This is a genomic window from Blautia sp. OF03-15BH (genome assembly GCF_003463065.1).
Lineage (GTDB): Bacteria > Bacillota > Clostridia > Lachnospirales > Lachnospiraceae > Limivivens.
Genome location: NZ_QSCM01000008.1, coordinates 97,436 through 110,230 on the forward strand (window position 1 = coordinate 97,436; position 12,795 = coordinate 110,230).

The window sequence follows — 12,795 nt, forward strand, 5'->3', positions numbered from 1 at the left end:
AATAGAAACACAAGATGGCAAAAAATGACTAAAAAAGACTTGATAAACGAGGAAAAAGTGGTAATATATACATATCAAATGAAACGAGATGTAAAAAAACGAAAAAGGAACTCAATAAACATTTCAAAATGAAACAAACAAGGAGGAAAAAATGAAGAAGAAATTAATTTCAACACTTCTCGCAGCCGCTATGCTGGGAACCATGGTGGCAGGAACTACTGTATCTGCTGATGAGGCAGCAGGCGATAATACTTATACCATGTTTATGAGAAATACCTATGTAAACTGGATCAAGGAACTGAAATGGTATGATGCAGCAGAAGAAGCTACCGGAATCCATGTGGAGTATGTGGAAGGTCCGGATGAGTTCAGCGATGTTTATGCAGAAGTTGACCAGAGAATCATTTCCGGAACCTTACCGGATGCGACCATGACGAAACTGTCACAGACCAATGTATACGGTCCTCAGGGTGCTTTTGCAGATCTGGCTCCTTATATTGAGAAATATGCGCCGAATCTTCAGAAATACATTGATGAGAACCCGGATTATAAAGCACTGGTAAGCGACGAGAATGGCGCAATCTATGGTTTGGTAAAAGAATCTCCGATTTTTCAGGATTTTCTTGGTTATCGTGCCGATCATCTGGAAAAAGCAGGTATTGATCCGGCTTCCATCCAGACTGTCGAGGACTTCACAGAGGCTCTGAGAACTCTGAAAGATTATTATGGAAAAGATAACCCAAACTACTATCCGTTGACCGGACGTGAGGGCGTGTTCCGTTTTGCTGCATGGTTTCAGTGTCTGAGTGATGTTTCTGCCGAGGCAAGTCATGGCATTTATATGTCACATTTCAAAGACTATTCCTTTGACATCATGAGTGATAATGCATACACCATGGTAGAGACTATGAAGACTTGGTATGATGAAGGACTGATTCAGCCGCAGTTTGCAGAGGGAACTTTCACCGAAGGTGACTGGGAAGCCGATATGATCAACGGAAACGGAACCTTCTTCTATGACTATTACAACCGTGCAGAGTGGTTCATGGAGAACGGTGGCCCGGAGGCTGATCCGGATTATCAGATGGCTGTTCTGGACAACTTCAAGGATGCAGATGGAAATGTCATTGTTGGTGCAGGTGCCTGCAAATATAACGAAGAGTGTGTAACTGCCGTAAACGCAAATTGTGGCGAAGAGAAGATTAAAACAATTCTGACCTTCATTGATTATTTCTACAGCGAAGAAGGAATTGCTCTTGCCAATTATGGTGTAGAAGGTGAAAGCTATGAGGTAGAAGCAGACGGAACCAAGAAATTTATTGCAGATTACACTACAGAAGAGTCTAAACCGGAAGGTGAGAAAAAATGGTCCTTCTTAAGTGACCGTTTTACCGTATGCAAACCTGTTGATAACACCGCATTCTTTGCATGGAACGCTCCGCTGATCGCAGACGCTTGTGCAAACTACATGACGGAAGATCACATCCGTACCGGACTGAACCTGACCTATACGGCAGAAGAGTCGGAAGAGCTGGCAAACCTGGTAGCAACTGTATTTGATGCAGAGGTAGCTGGTATGACTTCTTTTGTAACCGGAAGCAAAGAACTGAATGCAGATAACTGGAGTGCTTTCCAGGATGAGATGAACGGCATGGGACTTTCCAGAATTGAGGAGCTTCAGTTTGAAGCATACAACAATACATACGGCGAGTAATCAAAACTGAAAAGGCGGGGCTGGGCGGACGCCCACCTCGCTTTTTCAACAGAAGAGTCAGAAATACAGGAGGAAAAAACATGGCGGGAAAAAGAAAAGCTGCAGTCGTCAGTGCGGCCAATAAGAAAAGTCTCCCACAACGGATAAAAAAAGACTTAAAGCGGAACTGGATTTTATATCTGCTTCTGCTTCCGGGAATCTTAAGCCTGATTTTATTCAAGATCGGGCCGGTAGGCGGCATGGTGATCGCATTTGAAAAATTCAGTGCCTTTCAGGGTGTGTTCCACAGTAAATGGGTGGGCCTGGATAATTTTGCACGTATTTTTAAAGATCCATACATCCCTAAGGTAGTAGGAAATACCATCATACTGGCAGTTCTCTCCATTGTTGTTGTATTCCCGATTCCCATCATTTTTTCACTGTTTTTAAATGAAGTCAAACAGAAATGGATTAAAAGCACCGTACAGTCTTTGAGCTTTCTGCCGTATTTTATCTCTGCAGCAGTTATGGTAAGTATTCTTTACACGCTGCTTTCTCCGAGCTCCGGACTTGTTAACAATATCATTCGGTGGTTTGGTGGAAAATCGGTAAACTTTATGGCGAAACCGGGCTGGTTTCGACCGGAATACGTATTACTTGAAGTGTGGCAGACATTGGGGTATTCAGCAATCATTTATATCGCAGCAATCAACAATATTGACCAGGAACTGTATGAGGCAGCTGAAGTGGACGGAGCAAACCGTTGGGATAAAATTTTCCGTATCACCTTACCGTGTATTTCCACATCTATTATTGTAATGCTGATCATCAGCGTAGGAAATATATTCACAGTAAATCTGGACAGGATCCTGCTGATGTATAATCCGAGTGTCTATGATACCGCAGATGTAATCCAGACGTATGTATACCGAATTGCATTTGAATCAAAAGGTTTCCCGGATTACAGTTATGGTACGGCAGTAAACCTGCTGAAATCTGTCATTGCCTTTGCGCTGGTAACAGCAGTGAATAAACTGGCAGACAAATTTGCAGAAACACGTCTGTTTTAAGGAGGAAGAGAATGATGCGTAAGAAAAGAAAAACATTTGATATTGTGAATAATACCATTCTTCTTCTGGTTGCTTTTGTCTGTGTGTATCCGTTCCTGTATGTGCTTTTTACTGCCTGTAGTGACGGTGCGTTTTTACAGAGAGGAGAAGTAAGCTTTCTGCCAAAGGGATTTAATCTGGAAGCTTTTAAATATATCATGGGAAGCAGTAAATTCCATGTATGGAGTGGACTGCGCAATTCCTTTATTTATACTGTGGCAGGAACCGCACTTTCTATCTTTATTACTTACATCACGGCCTTTGCTTTATCCAGAGAGAGGGTAAAAGGAAGATATTTCCTGATGGGTGCCTTTATTGTGACCTGGGTTTTTGATGCAGGTATCATTCCACAGTATATTATCTACAGTAAACTTGGCTTTGTGGACAATCCATGGGTAATGATCGTTCCGGGTGCAATTAATACACAGTTTCTGATCATCACCAAAACCTTCATTGAGGGATTTCCGAAAGAGCTGGAGGAAGCGGCCTTTGTAGACGGAGCCAATGACTGGACTGTCCTCACCAGGATTTTCTTCCCGCTTTCGAAAACAATTATCGCTACGATCGGTACTTTCTATGCGGTTTCAATCTGGAATCAGTATCTGATTCCTCAGATCTATCTGAAATCCGATAACTACAAGGTTATCCAACAGGTACTGAAAGAGGTTGTTATTACCGATGCCGGTGCAAGCACCGCTTTTAAAAATGTGATCGTAAACGGAATCACCCTGAATCAGCAGAACCTGAAAGCGGCAGCCATCTTTATTGCCATGCTGCCGATCATACTGGTGTATCCGTTTGTACAGAAATACTTTAAGAAAGGTATCATGATAGGTGCAGTCAAAGGCTGACCGGAAAGGAGTATCTATGGGAAATTATATTGAGCTGCCGACTTTGACAAGAGATGGAAAGCTGTATCATAACAATCTTCTGGACAGTGTGGAGGCACTGATCCCGAATCACTTTGCAAGTGTTCATGCAGCGGATCTTCTGGAACTTCCAAACGGAGACCTGCTGGCCTGCTGGTTTGCAGGAAGCGATGAAGGAAACGCAGATATCAGTATTGCAGTCTCTCGGCTGAAAAATGGAGAAAGTCAGTGGGAGGATGAAAAAATCGTATCCGATGACCCGACAAGATCCGAGCAGAATCCATCGTTATTTTTGACGCCGGATGGCGATGTGTGGCTGATGTATACGGCTCAGGTTTCCAGAGCACCGGAGCACAATCCGCATTTTAACTTACAGTATACAGCGGAGATCCGGAGAAAAATATCTAAGGATAACGGTTATACCTGGGGACCGACAGAAACCATGTTTTCACGGGCAGGTTCTTTCTGCCGTCAGAAAATACAGGTTCTTTCTAACGGCAGATGGGTTTTCGGAAACTGGATCTGTTTTCCGGATGAAACGAGAAACGGCAGTGATATCACTGTAGTTCAGATTTCAGATGATAAAGGAAAAACCTGGAGAGAAGTGGAAGTACCGGAAAGTGCAGGTCGTGTACATGCCAATCTGATCGAAATGGAGCCGGGACATATCACTGCACTTTTCAGAAGCCGTTTTGCTGATAATATTTATATTGCGTATAGTGATGATTATGGAGATACCTGGACAAAACCGGAACGGACCAGTCTTCCAAATAATAATTCTTCGATTTCTGCAATCCGCCTTCAAAGCGGTGCACTGGCTCTGATCTATAATGAGTTACGCTTTAATGATGATGTGACAAAGACGGTATGGCCGCATCAGAGATGTCCGGTGACATTTGCAATCTCGGATGATAATGGAAAAACATGGCCGTATAAACGGACGATTGAAATGGGAGAAGGGTTTACCGGCATTTATAACGATATCAATAACAGACGTTATGAATATCCGGTCATGATGCAGGGAAAAGACGGCAGAATCCATGCAGCCTACAGCTTCGGAGACAGAAGCTGTGTAAAATATGTTTGTGTGGATGAAAAATGGATCCGCGGAGAGAAGAAATTGGAAGGCGCGGAGGGTGATCCTTCCATGCCATGTCAGAGATAAATCAGGGAGGCAGAAAAAATGGCAGTATATCAGGTGAAAATTCCTGCCTGTACTTTTGCAGGAGAAGGAAGTATTGAAAAGGTAAAAGATATCGTAGAAAAAGAGCAGGCAAAAACAGCGTTGGTATTTACGGATCAGGGAATAAAGAATGCAGGAATTCTGGATTGCCTGACGGAAGAACTGGACAAACTGGGTATCGTTTATCATGTAACAGATGATCTGAAAGCAGAGCCTGCATATACGGACGTGGAAAAAGCAGTAGAGGAGTCTTCCGCATTTGCATGTGATCTGATCTTTGCCATTGGCGGAGGAAGTGTGATGGATGCCGCAAAACTGTTTTCTGTGTTAAAAGGAGCAGATTATACGCTGCGTGATCTGTTAAAGGATCCGTCACAGGCAAGAAAAAGAATAAAAACAGTAATGATACCGACTACCTGCGGTACCGGTGCGGAAGCTACCTGTAATGCAATCGTGGCAATTCCGGAGGAACAGTCCAAAAAAGGAATTGTAAATGACAGTATGATTCCGGATTATGTGATCCTGGACAGCCAGATGATCCGAAAACTGCCAAAATCCATTGTAGCAGCTACAGGGGTTGATGCGCTGGCTCATGTAGTAGAGTGTTATACTTCCAAAAAGGCAACTCCTCTCAGCGATACCTATGCTCTTGCAGGGGCAAAACTGATCTTCCGAAACATTCAGGCTGCCTATGAAAATCCGGATGATATGGAAGCAAAAAACAAAATGCTTCTTGGCGCTTATTATGGCGGAATTGCAATCACCGGAAGTGGAACAACCGCAGTACATGCGTTATCCTATCCTCTTGGCGGAAAGTATCATATTCCCCATGGTGTTTCTAATGCAATCCTGTTTGCACATGTGATGGACTTTAACAGGAGTGCCTGTGAGACAGAACTGGCAGAACTGTGTGATGAGGTATATCCGGAACTTTCCGGAAAAAGTGTGGGAGAAAAATCCTGTTATATCATTCAGAAGATCGCAGAGATTGTGAAGACCACCAATATTCCCACGGATTTAAGTCAGTTTGGAATTACAGCAGAAGATCTTGATTTTCTGGTGGAGGCAGGCAGTCAGCAGACACGGCTTTTGGTGAATAACAAACGGGAACTGAGTAAAGACGATATTCGGGAAATTTATAAAAAAGTGTTGTGACGGAGGTGAAAAATGAATAAAAGGCCGATTTTAGGAATTACGATGGGAGATCCGGCAGGAAACGGACCGGAACTCTCTGTTAAAGCACTGGCAAAAAAAGAGACTTATGAAAAATGTTCTCCGCTTATTGTCGGGGATGCCGCCTGCTTGGAAAAGGCAGTAAAGATCACAGGATATGAAGGAAAGATTCAGATCCATCCGGTAAAGACAGTGGAAGAAGCTTTGTTTCAGTACGGGACCATTGATGTGTTTGATCTGAAACTTCTGGATATGAGTAAACATGAATTTGGCAAGATTTCTTCTATGTGTGGAGATGCAGCCTTTCAGTATGTAAAAAAAGTGATCGAGTTAGCTATGGCTGGAGAAGTGGATGCCACAGTAACAAATGCTTTGAATAAGGAGGCTATGAATCTGGCCGGACATCATTTTTCGGGTCATACGGAGATTTATGCACATTATACCAACACACCCAAATATACTATGATGCTAGCTCATGAAAATCTGAGAGTGGTTCATGTATCGACTCATGTATCTCTTCGGGAGGCATGTGACCGGGTAAAAAAGGAACGGGTTCTGGAGGTTATCCGGATTGCAGCGGAAGGCTGTAAGAGTCTTGGAATTGAGAATCCGAAGATCGGAGTAGCAGGCCTGAATCCGCATTGCGGAGAAAACGGACTTTTTGGAAGAGAAGAGATTGATGAAATTCAGCCGGCCATTGATGCGGCTATGGCGGAAGGAATCTGTATTCCGGAAAAAAAGCCGACTCCGCCGGATACGATCTTTTCCAAAGCTCTGGGCGGCTGGTATGATATTGTTGTGGCAATGTATCATGATCAGGGACATATTCCTCTGAAAGTAAAAGGGTTTGTTTATAATCAGAAAGAACAGCACTGGGAAGCTGTGGCCGGAGTGAATATTACACTTGGAATTCCGATCATAAGAACTTCTGTGGATCACGGTACAGGATTTGATCTGGCGGGTACGGGAGAATCCAATGAGCTGAGTCTTGTAAATGCGATTGATTATGCAGTCACAATGGCAAAAACAAAGATGAAAAGAAGCGAGAAATAAGCGGAGGCAGCCTATGGTGAAGTTGTTGATAATCGCGGATGATTTTACAGGAGCGTTGGATACCGCTGTACAGTTTGTAAATAAAGGAATTGAGACGCTGGTTTTTACAGGAAAGTCTGTGACGGAAGCAACTGTCAGCGTGTCAGCGGAAGTGCTTGTAGTAGATGCAGAGACCAGACGAATGACTTCCAAAGAAGCGTACACTACAGTTCTGACATTGGTTCGTCAGGCGCTGGAAGCAGGAGTAAAAACAATATATAAAAAGACAGACTCCGCACTTCGCGGAAATGTAGGAAGCGAGTTAGCCGCAGTTCTGGACGGAGCAGAAGTGAACCAACTGTTTTTCATCCCGGCGTTTCCGGCGCTTTATCGGACGACTCAGAGCGGAATCCAGTATATAGACGGGGTAAAATTGGAAGAAAGCAGTTTTGGGGAGGATCCCTTTGATCCCATGAGATGCTCCTTTATTCCGGAAATACTGAGAAGGCAGACAGATAAAAAAGTTCGCCTGATTTCTACAGAAAAAGAGATTCCAGATGGCAGGAAGGAAGAAAAAGAGATTCTGGTTTTCGATGCAGTTACGGATGAAGATATCCGAAAAAGAGTTCGCGAGCTGCAGGAAAAACATTGTCTGACATTTTTGGCGGGCTGCGCTGGATTTGCGTCCTTTCTTCCAGAAGTGCTGGGACTTACAGGAAGTCATCATGATAAGTTAGATAAAACGGATTGCCTTTTTGTATCCTGTGGGAGCCTGAACTCTATTACGAAAGAGCAGATTTTATATGCACAGAAAAAAGGATTCTACCGAAGCACCCTCTCTCCGGTTCAGAAACTTTGCCCTGAATATTATAAGACAACAGAAGGGAAGGAATTTCTGGACAGACTGGCAGATACCTGTAAAAAGGAACAATGCGTGGAAGTCGATTCTTTTGATATTGACGGGCAGGAAAATACAATGGATTATGCAAAACGCAGAGGAATGGATAAAAATCAGATCCGTTTTTCCGTCTGCGCAAGTCATGGAAAGATTGTTCATTATTTATGGAAACATAAAGTGAATATGACGGTACTGATGACCGGCGGTGATACGCTTATGGGATTTATGGAGGAGATTGGTATAAACCAGATTTCTCCAGTGGGCGAACTGGAAAAAGGCGTTGTATTGTCGAAACTGGACTGGAATGGAAAACAACTGCAGGTGATTTCAAAGTCAGGGGGATTTGGCGAGGAAGCAACCCTTGTGGAGATTGCAAAACAGGTATTGAAAAAGCCGAAGAAATGGCTGAAGGATGAAAAGACAGGAGAATAGAAATGGCAGAGATAAAAGGAATCGTAGCTGCGATGCAGACACCCATGCATGAGGATGGCAGTATTAATGAAGCGGAGATGAGACGGCAGATCAACCGCCAGATCGCTGCCGGAGTTGATGCAGTATTTTGTCTGGGAACAAATGGAGAATTTTATATCCTTGATGCGGATGAAAAGATAAGAGTAATGGAGATCTTTGTAGATGAAGTGAAAGGTCGTGTTCCAGTCTATGCAGGTACAGGATGCATCAGTACGAAAGATACCATTGCACTTTCAAAACGTGCCCAGGAGATAGGGGTAGATGTTTTGTCCGTGATCAGCCCATACTTTGCAGCCCTGAATCAGGATGAACTTTACAGTCACTATGCGGCTCTTGCTGAATCTGTGGATACGCCTATTGTTTTATATAATATTCCGGCACGGACCGGTGTCTCTATTGCTCCGGCTACCGTTGGAAAGCTGGCAGCAAATTATAGTAATATCAAAGGCGTAAAGGATTCCAGCGGGAACTTTACAAATATTCTCCAATATCTGGATGCTACAGATCCAAAGACTTTTTCTGTATTATCCGGAAATGATGCCTTGATCCTTTGGACATTGCTGGCAGGAGGCAAAGGAGGAATCACAGCCATTGCCAATATTCTGCCGGAGATTATGGTCAGCATTTATCAGAATTATCTGTCCGGAGATATGGAGGCTGCAAAAAAAGCACAGTCATCCATTGCTCCAATCCGAGCCTGTTTTAAATACGGAAATCCCAATTCCATTGTAAAACGGGCAGCAAATCTGATCGGACAGCCTCTGGGACCCTGCCGGGCACCGTTCGGTCAGGTGTCAAAAGAAGCAGACGAGGCAATTCTCGATACAATCCGGAAATATTACAGTCAGTATCAGAAATAAAAAAGCCGGGAAGAGAACAGATGCACCATGCTTAAAGAAGACTAAAAAACTGAGATGCACGCGGAAGACTTGTCTGGGAGAGTCTTCCGCGTGTTTTTTATTGGTAGAAACAAAAGAATCTTAATTTTCACCCCACCAGTTGACAAATTCCCGTCATTATAGTAAAATGCTCTCGTAACAAAGTTTAATAAATTTGTAATATTTGTAACGAAATTGTAGAAAAAATCTTCTGCAATTCATTAGGAGGGCATTTATGAAACATTATGATATAAAGAAGGTATTGATCTCTGCGGCAACCATCGCTGCCTGTTCTGCTTTTACCGTGCTTCCGGTTTATGCGGATGATACATACAGCGACGATGTCTGGGCTTACCGGGCAGTGGCCAATGTGGCTGAGGCGGCAAATATCCGTGCAGCCGCTTCCGAGGACAGCACGATTGTCGGCTATCTGACCACCGCGGCTTCTGCTGACGTGATAGAGAGAGGCGAGACTTGGTCTCTTGTGATCTCCGGCGGTGTGGAAGGTTATGTAAAGAATGAATACCTTGCTTTCGGAGAGGAAGCAAAAAATCTTGCCAGTGTATATGGTTCCCAGGGTGTAAAGACCTACTGGGATGGTGTAAGCCTTTTTGCTGCACCGGATGGATCTTCAGAGGTTCTGGCGACCGCAGCTGCAGGAAAAGAATATGAAGTGATCAGCAATGACGGTTCCTGGGTAGCTGTACAGATGGATGATGTGACGGTTGCCTATGTTCCGGCAGAGGATGTGATGGAGACCACGATCCTGGATCGTGCCGTATCTACCGGAGATGCCTACGGAGACGTGAGCAGCTATAGCGACAGTACCGGCTACGACGACGGAAGCTCCTACACGGACAGCAGCTATGATACCAGCTGCGATGACGGAAGCTCCTACACGGACAACAGCTATGATACCAGCTACGATGACGGAAGCTCCTACACGGACAGCAGCTATGATACCAGCTATGACGATGGAAGCTCCTATACGGACAGCAGCTACGATGACGGAAGTTCCTATACCGACAGTAGTTCTGATAACAATACGTCTTATGAGGACAACTCCGGAAGCTCTTCCACAACGGATACTTCCGCAAGCACCGCTTCTTCCAGCGATCGAGAGCTTCTGGCAGGCCTGATCTACTGTGAGGCAGGCAATCAGAGCAGAGAAGGAAAAGTGGCAGTTGGTGCAGTTGTCATGAACCGTGTAGCCAGCAGTTCTTTTGCAAGCACCATCAAAGATGTTATTTATGAGAGTGGGCAGTTCAGCCCGGCTGGTTCCGGATGGCTGGACAGCGTGATCGCAAACGGGGCGATCCCAAGCAGCTGTTATGAAGCGGCAGATGCTGCTCTGGCAGGTGAAAATCCCATCGGAAGTGCCATGTATTTCAATACCGGATCCGGAAGAGGAGTCAAGATCGGAGCACATCAGTTCTACTAAAGAATCCTCCCGTTGAAAAAAGCGTTGTACAAACAGCGCTTTTTTTGTTATACTGAACTCGGTATGAACCTTTTGATTTGAGGTGAAAAAATATGGTAAATATCATAGACACAGTCTGTGTGAAGGCAGATGAAGCATCCATTCGCCAGGCTGGTCAGATTTTGAAAAGAGGAGGCCTTGTGGCATTTCCCACAGAAACCGTTTACGGACTGGGGGCAGATGCACTGAATGAGGATGCGGCAGCGAAGATCTATGCAGCGAAAGGAAGGCCTTCGGACAACCCGTTGATCGTACATATCACAGAGAGAAAGATGCTGGATGCCATTGTTTCGGAGGTATCTACGCAGGCAGAACTTCTGATGGAAAAATTCTGGCCGGGTCCGATGACACTGATCTTCAAAAAAAGCGCACTGGTGCCTTATGGAACGACAGGCGGTCTGGATACCGTGGCAGTCAGAATGCCATCTCATCCGGTTGCAAGAGCTGTCATTGATGCGGGCGGCGGTTATATTGCAGCTCCGAGTGCCAATACCTCGGGCAGGCCGAGTCCCACGAAGGCAGCCCATGTGGAAGAGGATCTCTGTGGAAAAATCGATATGATCCTGGATGGAGGAGAAGTGGAGATCGGGCTGGAGTCCACCATTGTGGATGTGAGTACGGATCGACCGGTGATCCTGCGCCCCGGGTATATCAGCCAGGAGATGCTGAAAGAGGTCATCGGACCGGTGGAGATCGACAGAGCTTTGTTGCTGGACAGCAGTAAGGCACACCCGAAAGCACCGGGCATGAAATATAAGCATTACGCTCCGAAAGCGGATCTTAAGATCGTGGAAGGCAGAGAGGAAGAGGTTATCGCTGCCATCAACCGTCTGGTGGAGCAGGGAAACAAGGCTGGAGAAAAAGTCGGTGTCATTGCCACAGAAGAGACGAAAGATCTCTATGCGGGCGGCATTGTGAAGTCCATCGGAAGCCGGAAAGAGGAGTTGAGTATTGCCCGTCATCTTTTTGGTATTCTCAGGGATTTTGATGAGCTGAAGGTAGACAGGATCTATTCGGAGGCTTTTGATACACCGAGAATGGGCCAGGCGATCATGAACCGTCTTATGAAGGCGGCCGGTCATCAGGTGATCCGCCTTGGGGAGAAAAAGGATGAAACGGTTTGACAGATTGATTTTTGTAAGCAACAGCGATACCTACATGGGACCCATGGCAAAAGGGATCATGCGGAGTAAATACCTTCTGAGTGATCTTGATGTGGATTCCAGAGGACTGGTGGTTCTTTTTCCGGAGCCGGCAAACCCGAAGGCGGAGGCAGTGATGGAAATGCATGAGCAAAGCCTGAAGGACCATGCAGCGGAAGCTTTACAGGAATCGGATTTTGATGAGAGGACTCTGATCCTTGCAGTCAATGAGGAGAGTCAGAGGAAAATTTTTGAAAACTATGAAAATGCGCAGAATGTATTTCTGCTTTCAAACTATGTGAGCAGTACGGAAGAGATCAAAGATCCCTATGGCGGTTCCCTGGAAGATTATGGAGCCTGCTATGATGTTTTGGAAAGCCTGATCTCAAAACTGGTAGTACTGCTGAATGAGGAGGAATTATTATGTTAGCGATTGGATGCGATCACGCCGGATATGAACTGAAACAGGAGATCATCAGACATCTGGAGGAAAAGGGCATTGCCTGCAAGGATTTCGGCTGTTACAGCGAGGAAGCGGTAGATTATCCCGTATATGGAAAGCTGGTAGGCCATGCAGTAGCGGATGGCGAGTGTGAAAAAGGAATCCTGATCTGTGGAACCGGTATCGGTATTTCCATGGCGGCAAACAAGATCAAAGGTGTCCGTGCGGCACTTTGTTCCGACTGCTTCAGTGCTGAGGCAACCCGTCTGCATAACGATGCAAACATCTTGGCGATGGGTGCAAGAGTGGTAGGAAGCGGTCTTGCACTGAAAATCGTAGATACCTTCCTGGAGACGGAGTTTTCCGGTGCAGAGCGTCATCTGGCACGGATCCGTCAGATCGAAGAAGACTGATCTATTCCTTGC

At 45.1% G+C, this 12,795-nt stretch carries 12 protein-coding genes; all 12 read left to right on the forward strand.

Annotation, left to right across the window (positions count from 1 at the left end; all coding sequences use genetic code 11):
- Nucleotides 1–151: 151 nt before the first annotated feature.
- A complete protein-coding gene (locus DXA57_RS10220; protein ID WP_117767215.1) occupies nucleotides 152–1,714 on the forward strand; it encodes a hypothetical protein in 1,563 nt (520 codons plus the stop codon).
- 80 nt (nucleotides 1,715–1,794) lie between these two features.
- The gene (locus DXA57_RS10225) at nucleotides 1,795–2,763 is read left to right on the forward strand and encodes an ABC transporter permease (protein ID WP_117767217.1); all 969 of its coding nucleotides are present in this window, start codon (nucleotides 1,795–1,797) and stop codon (nucleotides 2,761–2,763) included.
- 11 nt (nucleotides 2,764–2,774) lie between these two features.
- Nucleotides 2,775–3,653: a carbohydrate ABC transporter permease gene (locus tag DXA57_RS10230; RefSeq protein ID WP_117767219.1), complete on the forward strand. Its 879-nt coding sequence runs from the start codon at nucleotides 2,775–2,777 to the stop codon at nucleotides 3,651–3,653.
- Between the two features lie 16 nt (nucleotides 3,654–3,669).
- Nucleotides 3,670–4,836 (forward strand): sialidase family protein, encoded by a 1,167-nt coding sequence (locus tag DXA57_RS10235; protein ID WP_117767221.1) that lies wholly within the window; start codon nucleotides 3,670–3,672, stop codon nucleotides 4,834–4,836.
- Between the two features lie 18 nt (nucleotides 4,837–4,854).
- Nucleotides 4,855–6,009 (forward strand): iron-containing alcohol dehydrogenase, encoded by a 1,155-nt coding sequence (locus tag DXA57_RS10240; protein WP_117767223.1) that lies wholly within the window; start codon nucleotides 4,855–4,857, stop codon nucleotides 6,007–6,009.
- Between the two features lie 12 nt (nucleotides 6,010–6,021).
- Nucleotides 6,022–7,080, forward strand: coding sequence for a 4-hydroxythreonine-4-phosphate dehydrogenase PdxA (gene pdxA / locus DXA57_RS10245; RefSeq protein WP_117767225.1), 1,059 nt, complete (start codon nucleotides 6,022–6,024; stop codon nucleotides 7,078–7,080).
- Nucleotides 7,081–7,093: 13 nt separating this feature from the next.
- A complete protein-coding gene (locus DXA57_RS10250) occupies nucleotides 7,094–8,389 on the forward strand; it encodes a four-carbon acid sugar kinase family protein (RefSeq protein ID WP_117767227.1) in 1,296 nt (431 codons plus the stop codon).
- 2 nt (nucleotides 8,390–8,391) lie between these two features.
- Nucleotides 8,392–9,288 carry a 4-hydroxy-tetrahydrodipicolinate synthase gene (gene dapA / locus DXA57_RS10255; RefSeq protein ID WP_117767229.1) on the forward strand — a complete coding sequence of 299 codons (897 nt, stop codon included), beginning with the start codon at nucleotides 8,392–8,394 and terminating at the stop codon, nucleotides 9,286–9,288.
- Between the two features lie 253 nt (nucleotides 9,289–9,541).
- The gene (locus tag DXA57_RS10260; protein WP_117767230.1) at nucleotides 9,542–10,747 is read left to right on the forward strand and encodes a cell wall hydrolase; all 1,206 of its coding nucleotides are present in this window, start codon (nucleotides 9,542–9,544) and stop codon (nucleotides 10,745–10,747) included.
- A gap of 92 nt (nucleotides 10,748–10,839) precedes the next feature.
- Complete coding sequence (locus tag DXA57_RS10265; protein ID WP_117767233.1) at nucleotides 10,840–11,910, forward strand: L-threonylcarbamoyladenylate synthase; 1,071 nt, start codon at nucleotides 10,840–10,842, stop codon at nucleotides 11,908–11,910.
- Entirely contained in the window at nucleotides 11,897–12,358 is a 462-nt protein-coding gene (locus DXA57_RS10270; RefSeq protein ID WP_117767235.1) for an arsenate reductase/protein-tyrosine-phosphatase family protein, read from the forward strand. The genes DXA57_RS10265 and DXA57_RS10270 overlap by 14 nt, the downstream gene beginning before the upstream one ends.
- Nucleotides 12,352–12,783, forward strand: a complete 432-nt coding sequence (gene rpiB, locus DXA57_RS10275) for a ribose 5-phosphate isomerase B (RefSeq protein ID WP_117767237.1) — start codon at nucleotides 12,352–12,354, stop codon at nucleotides 12,781–12,783. The genes DXA57_RS10270 and rpiB overlap by 7 nt, the downstream gene beginning before the upstream one ends.
- Nucleotides 12,784–12,795: the final 12 nt, after the last annotated feature.

What these genes read in the sequence shown, in the direction of transcription:
- DXA57_RS10220 (WP_117767215.1), top strand. Translation starts at nt 152, where the DNA reads ATGAAGAAGAAATTAATTTCAACACTTCTCGCAGCCGCTATGCTGGGA.
- DXA57_RS10225 (WP_117767217.1), top strand. Translation starts at nt 1,795, where the DNA reads ATGGCGGGAAAAAGAAAAGCTGCAGTCGTCAGTGCGGCCAATAAGAAA.
- DXA57_RS10230 (WP_117767219.1), top strand. Translation starts at nt 2,775, where the DNA reads ATGATGCGTAAGAAAAGAAAAACATTTGATATTGTGAATAATACCATT.
- DXA57_RS10235 (WP_117767221.1), top strand. Translation starts at nt 3,670, where the DNA reads ATGGGAAATTATATTGAGCTGCCGACTTTGACAAGAGATGGAAAGCTG.
- DXA57_RS10240 (WP_117767223.1), top strand. Translation starts at nt 4,855, where the DNA reads ATGGCAGTATATCAGGTGAAAATTCCTGCCTGTACTTTTGCAGGAGAA.
- pdxA (WP_117767225.1), top strand. Translation starts at nt 6,022, where the DNA reads ATGAATAAAAGGCCGATTTTAGGAATTACGATGGGAGATCCGGCAGGA.
- DXA57_RS10250 (WP_117767227.1), top strand. Translation starts at nt 7,094, where the DNA reads ATGGTGAAGTTGTTGATAATCGCGGATGATTTTACAGGAGCGTTGGAT.
- dapA (WP_117767229.1), top strand. Translation starts at nt 8,392, where the DNA reads ATGGCAGAGATAAAAGGAATCGTAGCTGCGATGCAGACACCCATGCAT.
- DXA57_RS10260 (WP_117767230.1), top strand. Translation starts at nt 9,542, where the DNA reads ATGAAACATTATGATATAAAGAAGGTATTGATCTCTGCGGCAACCATC.
- DXA57_RS10265 (WP_117767233.1), top strand. Translation starts at nt 10,840, where the DNA reads ATGGTAAATATCATAGACACAGTCTGTGTGAAGGCAGATGAAGCATCC.
- DXA57_RS10270 (WP_117767235.1), top strand. Translation starts at nt 11,897, where the DNA reads ATGAAACGGTTTGACAGATTGATTTTTGTAAGCAACAGCGATACCTAC.
- rpiB (WP_117767237.1), top strand. Translation starts at nt 12,352, where the DNA reads ATGTTAGCGATTGGATGCGATCACGCCGGATATGAACTGAAACAGGAG.